The following is a 14,338-nucleotide window of genomic DNA, read 5'->3' as shown; positions in this document are numbered from 1 at the left end:
GATCGTTGCCGTCCTTTTGCCTGACATCATGATATGCGCCGCAGCCCGATCGAAACCGGTCGGGCCTGCTTGCACTCGCGCGCCGAGTGCCTACCTGCCTTCCATCATCACGGGAGCAGCAGCATGACCGACACGCACGGCCTCAAGATAATATCCACCCTGACGGATGACGGGCGACTGGTCGTCGAACTGGCGGAGGAAAGCCTGCCGCCGCCGCAGGGGCACGAGATACTGATCCGGGTGGAGGCGGCGCCGATCAATCCGTCGGACCTGGGCCTGCTGTTCGGGCCGGCCGATGTGGCCGATGCCGATTATGGCGAGGGTCGTATCGTGGCGCAGATGCCCGATGGCGCGCGCCGGGCGATGGCGGCGCGGGTCGGGCAGGCGATGCCGGTCGGCAACGAAGGCGCGGGCACGGTGATCGCTGCGGGCGATTCGGCCCAGGCGCAGGCGTTGCTGGGCAAGCACGTGGCCTGCGTGCCGGGCGGCATGTTCGCCCAATATCGTGTCGTCGACGCCAAAACGGTCATGCCCCTGCCGGATGAGGCCACCGCCGAGCAGGGGGCGTCGGCCTTCGTCAATCCGCTGACCGCGCTGGGCTTTGTCGAAACCATGCGCCGCGATGGGCATGGCGCGATCGTCCACACCGCCGCCGCCTCCAATCTGGGCCAGATGCTGGTCCGAATCGCGCGGGAAGATGGCGTGCCGCTGGTCAACATCGTGCGCAGTCCGGCGCAGGTCGCGATCCTGAAGGACGTGGGCGCCGATCATGTGGTCGACAGCAGCAGCGAGACGTTCGGCGAGGATTTGCGCGTGGCGTTGCGGGCTACGGGCGCGACGCTGGCCTTCGATGCGATCGGCGGCGGGGCGCTGGTGGGGCAGATATTGCACGCGATGGAGCAGGTAGCGTCGGAGGGGCAGGCCTATAGCCGCTATGGCTCCAACAGCGCGAAGAGCGCCTATATCTATGGCGCGCTCGACACCGGGCCGACCATCCTCAATCGCAATTTCGGTTTCAGCTGGAATGTGGGCGGCTGGCTGCTCTTTCCCTTCCTGCAAAGCGCGCCGGCCGAAGTGGGGGAGCGGATGCGGACACGGGTGCGCGACAGCCTGACCACGACCTTCGCCAGTCCATATAAGGCGCGGATTTCGCTGAAGGACGCGCTGACCCGCGAGGCCGTGCTGACCTATAATGCGCGGCGTACGGGCGAGAAATATCTGCTGGTGCCCAACGGATAGAGGGGCGGGGGGCGCGCTCTACGTTCGTCATCCCGGACTTGATCCGGGAGCCCGCTTCTTCTGCCGCCATGTGTGTTTGATCCTAAGAATAGCGGGATCCCGGCTCAAGGCCGGGATGACGGTCTTGGTGATCAACATCCATTCCCACCAAACCAAAAAGGGCGGGGTCTGCATCCAGACCCCGCCCTTTTTGCGGTTCGTATGATCGAACGGCTTATTTCGGTGCCAGCACCATCAGCATCTGGCGGCCTTCCATGCGCGGATAGGCTTCGACCTTCGCGATTTCGCCGACATTTTCGGCCACGCGCTGCAACAGGGCCATGCCGAGCTGCTGGTGGCTGAGTTCGCGGCCGCGGAAGCGCAGGGTGATCTTCACCTTGTCGCCGTCGCCGATGAAATCATGGACCTTCTTCATCTTCGTATCATAGTCATGATCGTCGATGTTCGGACGCATCTTGATCTCTTTGAGTTCCTGCGTCTTCTGGGTCTTGCGGGCGATATTCGCCTTTTTCTGGGCTTCGTACTTGAACTTGCCGATGTCCAGAAACTTGCAGACTGGCGGATCGGCGTTCGGGGAGACTTCGACTAGGTCGAGGCCCACATCGGCCGCCTGCTCGATCGCTTCCTGCGTAAACATCACGCCCAGATTTTCGCCTTCGTCGTCGATCACGCGCACCTTGGGCACGGTGATGAACTCGTTATACCGGGGGCCGGACTTCGGCGGCGGCGCCAGCGGGCGGCGCATCATTGGGGGACGTATAGCAGTATCTCCTACGGTCGTTTCAAAAACGGATGGCTCTTAGCGGCTTTTTGGCAAAGCCGAAAGGGGTCCGTGCCCTCGCGCAAGCGAAATCACGAACCCTTGTGGCATTGCTGCCTCACTGCATATCGGGTGCGCGCGCCTCGATTGCAAGACGCGAAATGACATCGTCGAGCGAAAGGATGCTTTGCCCGTCCTTGCCCAACTCGCGCAGCGCCACCGTGCCTTCGTCCGCCTCGCGCCGGCCGACGACCAGCAAATTGGGGACTTTGGCCAGGCTATGTTCGCGCACCTTATAGTTGATCTTCTCGTTCCGGACGTCGATTTCGGCACGAATGCCCGCCGCGCGCAGCTTTTCCACCGCCGCCTTGGCATAGTCGTCGGCGTCCGACACGATGGTCGCGACCACCGCCTGCACCGGGGCGAGCCAGAGCGGGAATTTGCCCGCATAATGTTCGATCAGGATGCCGATGAAGCGTTCATAGCTGCCGAAGATCGCCCGATGCAGCATGACCGGACGATGCCGTTCGCCATCCTCCGCAATGTAGCTGGCGTCGAGTCGTTCGGGCAGCACGCGGTCCGACTGGATAGTGCCGACCTGCCAGGTGCGGCCGATCGCGTCGGTCAGATGCCATTCCAGCTTGGGCGCGTAGAAGGCGCCTTCGCCCGGCAATTCTTCCCAGCCATATTCGGGCGTGTTGAGGCCGGCGGCGGCCACCGCGTTGCGCAGCTCTTCCTCGGCAATGTCCCACACTTCTTCGCTGCCGAAACGCTTTTCGGGGCGCAGGGCCAGCTTGATGGAATAAGTGAAGCCGAAATCCTTGTAGATCCGGTCGGCCAGCGCGCAGAAGGCGCGGACTTCCTCGACGATCTGGTCTTCGCGGCAGAAGATGTGCGCATCGTCCTGCGTGAACTGGCGCACGCGCATCAGGCCGTGCAGCGCGCCATGCGGCTCGTTACGGTGGCAGCAGCCATTTTCGTAGAAGCGCAGCGGCAGGTCGCGATAGCTTTTGATGCCCTGGCGGAAGACCATGACATGTGCCGGGCAGTTCATGGGCTTCAACGCCATCCACTCGGCGTCATTCGACACCAGTGGGCCTTCATCCTCCACATTGGGGACTTCGTCGGGGATGACGAACATATTTTCGCGATATTTGCCCCAATGGCCGGACTGCTCCCACTGGCGCGCATCCATCACCTGCGGGGTCTTCACCTCGCGATAGCCCGCATCGTCGATGGCGCGGCGCATATAGGCTTCCAGCTGACGCCAGATCAGATAGCCCTTGGGGTGCCAGAAGACCGAACCATGCGCTTCCTGCTGAAGGTGGAACAGGTCCATCTCCGCGCCCAGCTTGCGATGGTCGCGCCGGGTCGCTTCTTCAAGGCGCGTAAGATGTTCGGCCAGCTGCTTCTTGTTGAGCCAGCCGGTGCCGTAGATGCGGGACAGCATCGCATTCTTCTGGTCGCCGCGCCAATAGGCGCCCGACACGCGCGTCAGCTTGAACGCGGCCGGGTCCAGACGGCCGGTGGAGGCCAGATGCGGGCCACGGCACATGTCATACCACCCGTCACCCGAATGATAGACGGTCAGTTCCTCGCCCTGCGGCAGTTCGGCGGCCCATTGCGCCTTGAACGTCTCGCCGGCCGCTTCCCATTGCGCGATCAGCGTGTCGCGGGCGATGACTTCGCGGCGCAACGGCTTGTTGGCGGCGATGATCTTGCGCATCTCCGCCTCGATCGCGGGCAGGTCTTCCTCGGTAAAGGGGCGGTCCTTGGGCGCGAAGTCATAATAGAAGCCATCGTCGGTCGACGGGCCGAAGGTGATCTGCGTGCCGGGGAACAGGCTCTGCACCGCTTCGGCCAGCACATGGGCGAAATCGTGCCGCGCCAGTTCCAGCGCGTCGGCCTCATCCTTGCTCGTCACCAGCGCCAGCTGCGAATCCTGTTCCAGCGGGCGACCGATGTCGCGCAGTTCGCCATCGACGCGCGCGGCGATCGCGGCCTTGGCCAGACCCGGCCCGATCGCCGCTGCAATATCCGCCGGAGTAGTGCCGGGCGCGACTTCGCGCACGGAACCATCGGGCAGGGTGATCTTGAGCATGGCGGACACGGGGGGTCTTTCTATTGAAAATGTCAGGTCGCGCGGCATCCAGAAAGCCGCGCCTTCCCCTTAAATGGGCGGTCGGTCCTGTCAATAGAACCCCTCTTGCCAAGATGCGGCAGGCGATGCATCATTTATGTGCTGATATATCATATTTTCAGCATGAGGAGGGACGTATGGCTTTGAGCTTTGCAACACCCCAATCGGGCGATCAGGGGACGCCCATTTCCGATCTGAACACCACGCCGCTGATCGACGTGATGCTGGTGTTGCTGATCATGTTCATCATCACCATCCCGATCCAGACCCACAGTATCGGCGTCGACCTGCCGGGGCAGGCGACCGCGCAGACGATCCCCATGGACCCGGTGAAGAACAAGGTGACGATCGATGCGGCGGGCCTGATCCGCTGGAACGGGACGGCGATCGATCGCCTGACGCTCCGCCAATATCTGGCCGCGTCGCTGCGCATGCCGGTGGAGCCGGAATTGCAGTTCCAGCCGGAGGCCGATGCCCGTTACCTGACCGTGGATGAAGTGCTGGCCGACATCAAACGATCCGGCGTCACCCATCTCGGCTTCGTCGGCAACGAACGCTATCGGGATTTCTAGCGTTCCCGATGTAATCAGCCTGATTCATGTGAGCCGTTCCCCGGCGCAGGCCGGGGTCCAGTTCAGAGCGTGGAACTGAACCCCTGGCTACGCTTGAGCGGACCAAGTCAGAGCGACGACGGTATGACAGCCTCTGTGCCTTGTCCCCTGCCTGCGTCCCCTGTACACAGGCGCGCATGGAAAGGGGGCAGGGCGCATGAAATCCATTCGATATGGTCTGATCGCCTTCTTCTGCCTCGGCGCCATCTGGGGCGTGGCGCATATGGCGACCCTGCCGGCATCGGACGGCGCAGGCATTCCCGGTTTCGATGTCGCACCCGCCGCGCAGCATCAGGCGCAGGGCAATTGGCGCTACTTGCCGGTTCTTCGATAAATTACGCCATCAACAGCCGGGCGCCGTCGTCCACCTGTTGCAGGAAGCCGATCGGTCCGCCGATATCGACGCCCTCGGGCAGGTCCGCCGCGCTCATGCCGCTCAATGCCAGCCCGCTCTGACAAGCGGATAACGCAACGCCCAGCGCCAGCGATTCGGTCAGCAGCGCGGCCAGATCCGGCAGGCCCGCCGCCCGATGATCGGCATCGCGCGGGCCGGCGATCGGCGCCCTGAGCAGCGCGACCGCGTCGAGTTGCAGGAAAATCGCGGCCTCGCCGCCCATCGCCGCCTGCGCCGCCGCCAGCATCAATGCGCCGCGCAGCCGCTCCGCATCGGTAGTGGCGACGACGATGTTCAGGGCGCGCATAGGGCGGCCGCACAACCGGGGCAGGCGGGATCCTTGGGCACATCCAGCGTGCGGAAGCGCATGGACAGCAGATCGGCGATCAGCAGCCGTCCCGCCATGTCCGTGCCGAACGGCACCAACGCGCGGATCGTTTCCAGCGCGGCCAGGCTGCCCATCGCGCCGGTCAGCGCGCCGATCACGCCGGTTTCCGCGCAATTGCGTTCGGGCGCATCCTCCGGCGCGCCGACCAAGCAGCGATAGCAGGGCTTGTCCGCTTCCCAGCCGCGATAGGTGGCGATCTGCCCTTCGAACGGCCCGACCGCCGCCGATACCAGCGGAATGCGCAGCCGCTGGGTCGCATCGGCCACCGCCAGCCGCGTGTCGAAATTGTCGCAGCCGTCCATCACGACATCGGCTTCGCGCAGGATCAGGTCGGCATTGGTCGCGTCGATCCGCGCGTTGATGGGGATCAGCTTCACGTCCGGATTGAGCCGGGCGACGGCGGCCATCGCCGCTTCGGCTTTCGGCGCACCGACATCGGCCGTGCCGAACATGATCTGCCGTTGAAGGTTGGACAGGGCGACCGCATCATGGTCGATCACGCGGATGGTGCCGACGCCGGCGGCCGCCAGATAGAGGATCGCCGGGCTGCCGATGCCGCCCGCGCCGATCACCGCCACATCGGCGGACAGCAGCCGGGCCTGACCCGCGCCGCCTATTTCCTTCAGGATGATATGCCGGGCATAACGCTCCAGCTGCTCATCGCTTAGCGTCACGGCGCATCGGACCAGAGGAAGCGGACCTGCGAACGCATCCAATAGGCTTGCGTCGCGCCGCTCTTGGGGAAGCTGTTGCGCAACGAACTCAGGATGCGGCTGCTCACGAACTTTTCCACTTCGGGGCAGCGCGCATTGACGGGGGCGATCTTCAACGGCTTGCCGTCGCCCGACAGCAGGAACAGCATGTCGATTTCCAGCAGATGCGACCCCTGATGGTCGACCGCGCCGCTACATTCGCCACGGCGATAGAGGCGGGCGACATCTTCCGACCATTCCGGGGATTTGCGTCGGCCCAGCCAGCCGTCGATGACCGGCACGCTGCCCAGATCCTGCGGCATCGGCGGCGCGGCGCCCGCCACCGGGGTTGCGGCCAGCATCAGCGAAAGCAGCATCGTCATCGCATCACACTCCTGTCGATCCGAACCCGCCCTCTCCGCGAACGGTATCGTCCAGACTATCGACTTCCGCAAAGCTGGCAAGCTGCACCGGCGCCACCACCAGCTGGGCGATCCGGTCGCCGCGCGCGATGGGGAAGGGCGCGTCGCCCAGGTTGATGAGGATGATCTTCAATTCGCCGCGATAATCGGCATCGATCGTGCCGGGCGTATTGGGCAGGCTGATCCCATGTTTCAGCGCCAGTCCCGACCGGGGGCGCACCTGAACCTCATAGCCTTCGGGAATGGCCATCGCAAAGCCGGTCGCCACCGCATGACGGCCGCCCGGCTGCAGCACCAGCGCCTCCGCCGACACGACATCCATCCCCGCCGCATGGGCGGTGGCATAGGCCGGCACCGGCAGCCCATCGCCATGGGGCAGGCGCTTCAGCTGGATTTCAATCGGGGTAAGAGGCGAGGGCATGGGCAACCTTTTCGATGAGTTTGTCGGCCACCTCGCTTTTGGGGAGGCTGGGCCAGGATTCGATGCCGGCGGCGCTGACGATCTGCACGGCGTTGGCGTCGCCGCCCATCACGCTCATGCCGGGCGGGCCGGACACATCGTTGGCGACGATCCAGTCCGCGCCTTTCTTCGCCAGCTTGGCCTGCGCATGCTCGGCAATCTTCTGCGTCTCGGCGGCAAAGCCGACCAGCAGGGCCGGGCGCTGCGCATGATGGCCCAGCGTCGCAAGAATGTCCGGATTCTCGACCAGAGCGAGCGGGGCGGGCTGGCCGGAGCCATCCTTTTTCAGCTTCTGGTCGGCCGCATCGGCGGCGCGCCAGTCGGCCACGGCCGCGACCATGATCGCGGCGTCGGCGGGCAAAGCGGCTTCGACGGCGGCCAGCATCTGTCGCGCGGTTTCGACGTCGACCCGATCGACGCCTGCGGGCGTGGGCAGATGAACCGGGCCTGCGACCAGCGTGACGCGCGCGCCCGCCTTTGCAGCGGCGGCGGCGATGGCGAAGCCCTGTTTGCCCGACGATCGATTGGCGATGTAGCGCACCGGATCGATCGGCTCATGCGTCGGGCCGGCGGTGATGAGGATATGCTTCCCCGATAAACCGCCGTTCGGTTCGAGCCTGTCGAGAACCGGTTGCGCAAAAGGCTTCTCGACTTCGCTCGAAGCGAACGGAATTTCGAGCAGCCGCTCGATCTCTGCCGCAATGGCTTCGGGTTCGGGCAGTCGTCCCTTGCCAAATTCGCCGCACGCCATGGCGCCGTCGTCCGGCTCCATCACATGCACGCCATCGGCGCGCAATTGGGTCAGGTTCCGCTGGGTCGCGACATGATGCCACATGCGCACATTCATCGCCGGCACGGCCAGCACCGGCTTGTCGGTGGCGAGCAGCAAGGTGGTCGCCAGATCGTCGGCGATGCCGTGCGCCATCTTGGCCAATATGTTCGCGGTCGCGGGCGCCACGACGACCAGATCGGCCTGACGCGACAGCTGGATATGCCCGATTTCCTGCTCGTCCTTCAGGTCGAACAACTGCTTGAAGACATGATCCTCGGTCAGCACGCCCAAGGTCAGCGGCGTCACGAATTGCTGCGCGCTTTCCGTTAGCACCGCCCGCACCGCAATGCCCCGCTTGCGCAGCAGCCGCACCAGTTCGAGCGATTTATAAGCGGCAATACCGCCCGAGACGATGAGAAGGACGCGCTGGGTCATTCGCCGATCCGATCCAGTTCCGCACGGCATAGAATGGCCAAATCTGTCTTTACCAAACGCGCATGAATCCGGTCGATCAGCAGCAGGATCACCTCCAGCCTGGTCGCGTCTCTTTGATCGTCATCCATCAAAAAATGCGCACCGTGTCTGCGGCTGCGTGTCGCGCAACGCGCGGATACAGAGCCTGCCGTTCGACAAGGTCAACCTCTGCTCGCAATATGTGAGACAGGCGCTCCTGCAAACCTATAAATTCCAGGAGGCCGATCTTTGGTGTCGCGGCAATATCGCAGGACAGATCGACATCGGAATCTGGACGCGCATCGTTGCGCGCCGTCGATCCGAACAGATAAAGCGCCGCCAGCCCTGCCGCGCGCAGTTCCGCTTCATGCGGCTTGATCCGGGCAATGGCTTCTTCGCGCGTCATGGCCTCAAGATAAGGTAAGCAACGCCATAGCGCCAGCCCCGGCCGCCGCCGCGATGACCGCCACCAGCGCATAGCGCCAGCCGCCGCCCACGCGGATCAGCTTCACCTCGCTCAGGGGCGGGGGAGGCGGGGCGCCGCCCTTTTCGGGGAAGGCGTCCTCGATCCGGCGGACCAGTCCCGGCAGCCGCTGGAGCGTGCGCCAATTTTCGATCAGCGTGTCGGCGGCCTTCGCCTCCGGCCCCAGTTCGTCGCGCAGCCAGTTCTTCACATAGGGGCCGCTGGTTTCCCACAGGTTGATGTCGGGGTCGAGCGCGGTCGCCACGCCCTCCACCATCACCATGGTCTTCTGAAGAAGGAGAAGGTGCGGCTGGGTCTGCATGTCGAAATCGCGGGTGATGGCGAACAGGCCGTCCAGCATCCCGCCGACCGACAATTCGCGCACCGGCTTGCCGCGCATCGGCTCGCCCACCGCCCGCAACGCCGTCGCGAATTCATCGACATTATGATGGCCGGGCACATATTGCGCCTCGAAATGGATTTCGGCGACGCGCTTGTAGTTGCCGGTGATCAGGCCGTAGAGAATTTCCGCCAGCCACATGCGCGCGCGCCGGTCGATCCGGCCCATGATGCCGAAATCGATCGCGACGATGTCGCCATTGGGCGTCACGAACAGGTTTCCCTGATGCATGTCGGCGTGAAAGAATCCTTCCGCAATCGCCTGCCGCAGGAAGGCGTTGACCAGGCGTGCGGCCAGATCCTTTATGTCGTGGCCCGCCGCGATCAGGGCGTCGCGATCGGAAATCTTGATCCCGTCGATCCACTCCATCGTCATGACCTTGCCGGTCGTGCGATCCCAATCGATGGCGGGGATGCTGTATCCGGGCATCGCCTCCATCGCCTCGGCCAGTTCGGAGGCGGAGGCGGCTTCGCGGCGCAGGTCCAGCTCGCGCGCGGTCCAGCGCTTCATGTTCGCGATGACGAGGCGCGGGCGCAGGCGCGCCAGTTCGCCGCCCAGCATTTCGACATGGGCGGCGGCCCATTCATAGGTCTGGATGTCGCGGTTGAACTTCTCGATCACGCCGGGGCGGATCACCTTGACCGCGACGTCGCGCCCATCGGTGGTCAGCGCGCGATGCACCTGCGCGATAGAGGCGGCACCGACGGGCACTTCGTCGAACCGGCTATACATGGCCTCCAGCGGCCGGCCGAAGCTGGTTTCGATCTGCGCGCGGATCGTGTCGAACGGCACGGGGGGCAGGGCGTCCTGCAAGCGCAACAGATCGTTCGCCGCATGATCGCCGACCAGATCGGGCCGGGTCGCCAGCGTCTGGCCCAGCTTGATCGCCGCCGGACCGATCGACTGGAACGCGTCGGCATAGCGCGGCTGCTTGGGCACGCGCGCGCCGAAACGGGCGATGCGGACGAGGCGGCGGACCGGGCCGGGCGTGAGCGGATCGCGCTCGATTCCCGTCAGCGCGCCATGCCGCGCCAGCGTGCGGCCCCATTTTACGAGGCGCCAGAGATGCGTGATATGAGCGGTCATGCCAATTCTTCCCCCCTCCCTTTCAGGGAGGGGCTGGGGGTGGGTAGCGAGCGAAGCGAGCCTTGTTCCATCTCCATAGGGCATAGGCGCCGCTGCGCGGCGCACCCACCCCAACCCCTCCCTGACAGGGAGGGGCTTTTGGAAACAGGCGTCAAATCTTCCAGCCCGAATGGATCGCGACCAGCCCGCCCAAGATCGGCTCGACCTTCGTGTTCACGAAGCCGGCCTCGCGGATCATGCTCTCGAATTTGGGCATGGGCGGGAAGCGGCGGATCGATTCGATCAGATAGCGATAGCTGTCGGCATCATTGGCGAACAGCTTGCCCAGATGCGGCACCAGCTTGTGCGAATAGACGTCATAGACGTCCGAAAAGCCCGGCCAGGTGGTGGTCGAAAATTCGAGGCAGAAGAAACGCCCGCCGAACTTCAGCACCCGGTTCGCTTCGCGCAGCGCCTGGTCGATATGGGTGACGTTGCGGATGCCGAAGGCGATCGTATAGGCGTCGAACGCGCGGTCGCCAAAGGTCAGCGTCTCGGCATTCTGTTCCGACCAGATCAGGCCCTCATAGCCCTTCTTCTGCGCCCGCTCGACGCCCACGGCCAGCATTTCGGGGTTGATGTCGGACACCGTCACCTGCGCGCCATGCTTGTGCATGCGGAACGCGATGTCGCCGGTGCCGCCCGCCATGTCGAGAATCTGTTCGCCGGCGCGGGGCTTTACCCGACGCACGAACTGATCCTTCCACAGCCGATGCGCGCCGCCGGACATGGCGTCGTTCATCAGGTCATATTTGGCTGCGACATTGGAGAAGACTTCGCGGACCATGCCCGCTTTCTGTGCGGCATCGACGTCGCGATAGCCAAAGGATGCTGTTTCGCTCATGCGCCTCGCTCTAGCCGCAGTTCCGGCGCCATGCCAGCGCGAACGCGCGCATATGACGCTTTGGCGACGGCCCCCGTTGCAGCCCCCGCCGCAGCCCCTGTCGCAGGACGGCTTTAGTCCCTACATGATGGCCTATGCCTGAGCTTCCCGAAGTCGAAACAACCGTCGCTGGCCTGCGCTCCGTGCTGGAGGGCAGCGTCCTGACCCGCGTGGAGCCGCGCCGCGCCGACCTGCGCTGGCCGATTCCCGTCGACCTGCGCCAGCGGATGACCGGCGCCATGGTGACGGGCCTGTCGCGCCGCGCCAAATATGGCCTCATTGAAACCGATCGCGGCGACATGATGATCTTTCATCTCGGCATGTCGGGGCGCTGGCGAATCGACCCGGCGGAGATCGGAACCCATGATCACCTGTTGCTGGAAACAGGAAAAGGCCATGTCCTCGCGCTCAACGACCCGCGACGATTCGGATCGCTCGATCTGGTGCGGTCGGACGCGTGGCAAAGCTATACGCCCTTCACTCGCATGGGGCCCGAGCCGCTGGGGCCGGATTTCGATACCGCCTATCTGGCCGCCGCGCTCAGCGGCAAGGCGACGTCGATCAAGGCGGCGCTGCTCGATCAGCGGATCGTGGCGGGCCTGGGCAATATCTATGTGTGCGAAGCGCTCAACATGACCGGCATCGCGCCGACTCGGGCGGCGGGCAAGATCGGTCGGGCGCGACTCGCGCTGCTGGTGGAGGCGATTCGCGACGTCCTGTCGGCCGCCATCGTCGCGGGCGGGTCTACCCTGCGCGATTATGCGCGGCCGGACGGAGAGCTGGGCTATTTCTCCAAACAATGGCGCGTCTATGGGCGGGAAGGCGAATCCTGCCTGTGCGGCGGCACCGTCCAGCGCCGGGTGGATGGCGGCCGATCGACCTTCTTCTGCCCAAAATGTCAGAAATAGGCTGGCCCGAATCCGTTGACGCCTGCTCCGATACTCTGTAAGGGGCGCACCTTCACGAGGCATGTCGGCAGTTCGGCGGGCCTCTTCCCGAGATTTGATGAGAACCGAGGAATAGAATGGCCAATACGCCGCAAGCCAAGAAGCGCATCCGTCGCAACGAGCGTCGCGCCGCAATCAATGGCGCCCGCATCAGCCGGATCCGCACCCTGGTGAAGAAGGTGGAAGCCGCCATCACCGCTGGTGACAAGGATGTCGCTGCAACCGCTCTTCAGGCCGTTCAGCCCGAGCTGGCCCGTGGCGTTGCCCGCGGCGTGCTGCACAAGAACACCGCATCGCGCAAGTTCGGCCGCCTGACCAAGGCTGTCAGCGCGATCGCCTAAAAGCCTCTGGCTTTACGGACGCATTAAAGGCCCGCCCCGGCTATCGGGGCGGGCCTTTCGTCGTTTCTTCACAATAACGTCACTTTAACGATCGACCAATTTCCCGCGATTCGACGCGCTGCGGCATAAATTGCAGCTAATAAAGCATTGAAAAACTGTCATAATTTGATTGTCGGCGGATTCCCGCGGCTTTGCCGAGTCAACGGCTTTATTTCACTTTTTTGAACCAGGCTGCCCTTGATCCCATGAAGCAGGCCCGTCTATTTTTGAAATCCGGCCGCCGTCGAATCACCTTGAGGCGGCCATCTTGAAAGATTGATTGTCGTGGAGAATCCGGAAACGGGGGCGTTTCCGGGTCAGGCTTCGTGCGTCTTTTTTCCTGCCCGATAACGGGGGGCATAGTTGGTAGGGTCGTCTAAGGTTATGAAGGATAGTGTGCGCGTGGTTGGTTGGCAGGACGGACAGGTGGACAAGGCCGATGCAGGTCTGGAATCCGCCTGGACCGCGATCCGCGCCGGCCTGCGCCGCGATGTCGGCGCCCGCATGTTCGACCAGTGGTTGAAGCCCGTGCGCCTGGGCGATTATTGCGCCGAATCGCAGACGCTCGACCTGCTGGTGGCCAGCGACTTCAGCGCCAATTTCGTGTCCGGCCAGTTTGGCGACCGCCTGCGCATGGCCTGGCGCAGTGCCAGCGTCGGCGTGCGCGAAGTGCGCCTGCGCCGGGCGACCGACGTGGCCGGCCCGCGCCTGCTCGAAGTCGTGCATGTCGAAGCGGCTGCCCCTTCGCTCGTCGAAACGCCGGTCGCGATCGCGTCCAACTTCCTGCCGCGCCATGGTTTCGAGGCATTCGTGACCGGCGACACCAATCGCCTGGCCTTTTCGGCGGCGCAGGCGATGGCGGGCGAAGCCACGCCGCGTTTCAGCCCGCTGTTCATCCATGGCGGCACCGGTCAGGGCAAGACGCATCTGCTGCACTCGATCGCTCGCGCCTTCTCCGCGCACAGCCCGTCGCAGGCGGTGCTCTACATGTCGGCCGAACGCTTCATGGTCGAATTCGTGAACGCCATGCGCGCCAATGAGACGATGGCGTTCAAGGGCCGGCTGCGCGCCGCGCGCCTGCTGCTGATCGACGACATCCAGTTCATCGCGGGCAAGGGATCGACGCAGGAGGAGTTTCTCCACACGATCAACGACCTGATCGATACCGGCGCGCGCATCGTCGTGACCGCCGACCGGGCGCCGCAGCTGCTCGAATCGATCGACCCGCGCATCCTGTCGCGTCTGGCCGGTGGCCTGGTCGCGGACATTCAGCCGGCCGGCCTCGACCTGCGCCTCGCCATCCTGGAGGCCAAGCGGGCCGTCGCGGGCGATCCGCCGGTGCCCGACGCGGTCATCGACTTCCTCGCCCGTTCGATCCGCTCGAACGTGCGCGAACTGGAAGGCGCGTTCAACAAGCTGGTCGCCTATGGCCAGCTGACCGGCCGCTCGATCGACCTCGACTTCGCGCAGCAGATGCTGGCCGATGCCGTGCGCGCCAATGCCCGCCGCATCACCGTGGATGAAATCCAGAAGGCCTGCGCCGCCCATTTCAAGATCGACCCGTCGGAAATGCGCTCCAAGCGCCGCGCCCGCGCGGTCGCCCGCCCGCGTCAGGTGGCGATGTACCTCGCCAAGAAGATGACGCCGCGCTCGCTGCCCGAAATCGGCCGTATCTTCGGTGGTCGCGATCACAGCACGGTGATCCATGCCGTGCGCACGATCGAGGCGCTGCGTGAAAGCAACCCGGATATGGACGCCGACGTCCGCGCGTTGCAGCGCTTGCTGGAAGGCTGAACGCAGCCCTCTGGC

Annotated in this window: 17 protein-coding genes; 6 read left to right on the top strand and 11 right to left on the bottom strand. The window is 64.4% G+C overall.

Going from position 1 to position 14,338, the window contains the following annotated elements:
* Nucleotides 1–123 precede the first annotated feature (123 nt).
* Nucleotides 124–1,239 (top strand): zinc-binding dehydrogenase, encoded by a 1,116-nt coding sequence (locus F4U95_RS05750; protein WP_150424925.1) that lies wholly within the window; start codon nucleotides 124–126, stop codon nucleotides 1,237–1,239.
* A gap of 214 nt (nucleotides 1,240–1,453) precedes the next feature.
* On the opposite strand, the gene infC is transcribed toward F4U95_RS05750, so the two are convergent.
* Together infC and thrS are read right to left on the bottom strand one after the other, a co-directional pair.
* The gene (gene infC, locus F4U95_RS05745) at nucleotides 1,454–1,987 is read right to left on the bottom strand and encodes a translation initiation factor IF-3 (protein WP_120251901.1); all 534 of its coding nucleotides are present in this window, start codon (nucleotides 1,985–1,987) and stop codon (nucleotides 1,454–1,456) included.
* 130 nt (nucleotides 1,988–2,117) lie between these two features.
* Nucleotides 2,118–4,100: a threonine--tRNA ligase gene (gene thrS, locus F4U95_RS05740; RefSeq protein WP_120251902.1), complete on the bottom strand. Its 1,983-nt coding sequence runs from the start codon at nucleotides 4,098–4,100 to the stop codon at nucleotides 2,118–2,120.
* 176 nt (nucleotides 4,101–4,276) lie between these two features.
* On the opposite strand from thrS, the gene F4U95_RS05735 reads away from it, so the two are divergent.
* Together F4U95_RS05735 and F4U95_RS24555 are read left to right on the top strand one after the other, a co-directional pair.
* Nucleotides 4,277–4,711 (top strand): ExbD/TolR family protein, encoded by a 435-nt coding sequence (locus F4U95_RS05735; protein WP_150424924.1) that lies wholly within the window; start codon nucleotides 4,277–4,279, stop codon nucleotides 4,709–4,711.
* Between the two features lie 196 nt (nucleotides 4,712–4,907).
* Nucleotides 4,908–5,084 (top strand): hypothetical protein, encoded by a 177-nt coding sequence (locus F4U95_RS24555; protein ID WP_161600372.1) that lies wholly within the window; start codon nucleotides 4,908–4,910, stop codon nucleotides 5,082–5,084.
* Between the two features lies 1 nt (nucleotide 5,085).
* Here F4U95_RS24555 and F4U95_RS05730 read toward each other — a convergent pair whose 3' ends face one another.
* The 9 genes from F4U95_RS05730 to F4U95_RS05695 all read right to left on the bottom strand — a co-directional run bounded on the left by F4U95_RS05730 (nucleotide 5,086) and on the right by F4U95_RS05695 (nucleotide 11,163).
* Nucleotides 5,086–5,451, bottom strand: coding sequence for a DsrE family protein (locus tag F4U95_RS05730; protein ID WP_150424923.1), 366 nt, complete (start codon nucleotides 5,449–5,451; stop codon nucleotides 5,086–5,088).
* Nucleotides 5,439–6,206 carry a HesA/MoeB/ThiF family protein gene (locus F4U95_RS05725; RefSeq protein ID WP_150424922.1) on the bottom strand — a complete coding sequence of 256 codons (768 nt, stop codon included), beginning with the start codon at nucleotides 6,204–6,206 and terminating at the stop codon, nucleotides 5,439–5,441. Before F4U95_RS05725 ends, F4U95_RS05730 begins: the two co-directional genes overlap by 13 nt.
* Nucleotides 6,203–6,607 carry a hypothetical protein gene (locus F4U95_RS05720; protein ID WP_150424921.1) on the bottom strand — a complete coding sequence of 135 codons (405 nt, stop codon included), beginning with the start codon at nucleotides 6,605–6,607 and terminating at the stop codon, nucleotides 6,203–6,205. Before F4U95_RS05720 ends, F4U95_RS05725 begins: the two co-directional genes overlap by 4 nt.
* 4 nt (nucleotides 6,608–6,611) lie before the next feature.
* Nucleotides 6,612–7,067, bottom strand: coding sequence for a dUTP diphosphatase (dut, locus tag F4U95_RS05715; protein ID WP_150424920.1), 456 nt, complete (start codon nucleotides 7,065–7,067; stop codon nucleotides 6,612–6,614).
* Entirely contained in the window at nucleotides 7,042–8,313 is a 1,272-nt protein-coding gene (gene coaBC / locus F4U95_RS05710; RefSeq protein ID WP_150424919.1) for a bifunctional phosphopantothenoylcysteine decarboxylase/phosphopantothenate--cysteine ligase CoaBC, read from the bottom strand. The genes dut and coaBC overlap by 26 nt, the downstream gene beginning before the upstream one ends.
* On the bottom strand, nucleotides 8,310–8,441 hold the full coding sequence (locus F4U95_RS25345; RefSeq protein WP_281347227.1) for a hypothetical protein: 132 nt from the start codon (nucleotides 8,439–8,441) through the stop codon (nucleotides 8,310–8,312). Before F4U95_RS25345 ends, coaBC begins: the two co-directional genes overlap by 4 nt.
* Nucleotides 8,441–8,737 carry a nucleotidyltransferase family protein gene (locus F4U95_RS05705; RefSeq protein ID WP_150424918.1) on the bottom strand — a complete coding sequence of 99 codons (297 nt, stop codon included), beginning with the start codon at nucleotides 8,735–8,737 and terminating at the stop codon, nucleotides 8,441–8,443. The genes F4U95_RS25345 and F4U95_RS05705 overlap by 1 nt, the downstream gene beginning before the upstream one ends.
* A 4-nt stretch (nucleotides 8,738–8,741) precedes the next feature.
* The gene (ubiB, locus tag F4U95_RS05700) at nucleotides 8,742–10,280 is read right to left on the bottom strand and encodes a 2-polyprenylphenol 6-hydroxylase (protein ID WP_120251911.1); all 1,539 of its coding nucleotides are present in this window, start codon (nucleotides 10,278–10,280) and stop codon (nucleotides 8,742–8,744) included.
* 151 nt (nucleotides 10,281–10,431) lie between these two features.
* Nucleotides 10,432–11,163: a class I SAM-dependent methyltransferase gene (locus F4U95_RS05695; RefSeq protein WP_120251912.1), complete on the bottom strand. Its 732-nt coding sequence runs from the start codon at nucleotides 11,161–11,163 to the stop codon at nucleotides 10,432–10,434.
* Between the two features lie 134 nt (nucleotides 11,164–11,297).
* Between F4U95_RS05695 and mutM the strand changes: the two genes are divergently transcribed.
* The 3 genes from mutM to dnaA all read left to right on the top strand — a co-directional run bounded on the left by mutM (nucleotide 11,298) and on the right by dnaA (nucleotide 14,323).
* On the top strand, nucleotides 11,298–12,110 hold the full coding sequence (gene mutM, locus F4U95_RS05690) for a bifunctional DNA-formamidopyrimidine glycosylase/DNA-(apurinic or apyrimidinic site) lyase (RefSeq protein WP_150424917.1): 813 nt from the start codon (nucleotides 11,298–11,300) through the stop codon (nucleotides 12,108–12,110).
* Nucleotides 12,111–12,226: 116 nt separating this feature from the next.
* A complete protein-coding gene (gene rpsT, locus F4U95_RS05685; RefSeq protein ID WP_120251914.1) occupies nucleotides 12,227–12,490 on the top strand; it encodes a 30S ribosomal protein S20 in 264 nt (87 codons plus the stop codon).
* A 441-nt stretch (nucleotides 12,491–12,931) separates the two neighbouring features.
* Nucleotides 12,932–14,323 carry a chromosomal replication initiator protein DnaA gene (dnaA, locus tag F4U95_RS05680; RefSeq protein ID WP_425505034.1) on the top strand — a complete coding sequence of 464 codons (1,392 nt, stop codon included), beginning with the start codon at nucleotides 12,932–12,934 and terminating at the stop codon, nucleotides 14,321–14,323.
* The last annotated feature ends 15 nt before the right edge of the window (nucleotides 14,324–14,338 follow it).

The sequence above is a fragment of the Sphingobium limneticum genome (genome assembly GCF_008710165.1).
Taxonomy (GTDB): domain Bacteria; phylum Pseudomonadota; class Alphaproteobacteria; order Sphingomonadales; family Sphingomonadaceae; genus Sphingobium; species Sphingobium limneticum.
This window is presented reverse-complemented; position numbering and strand designations above follow the sequence as displayed.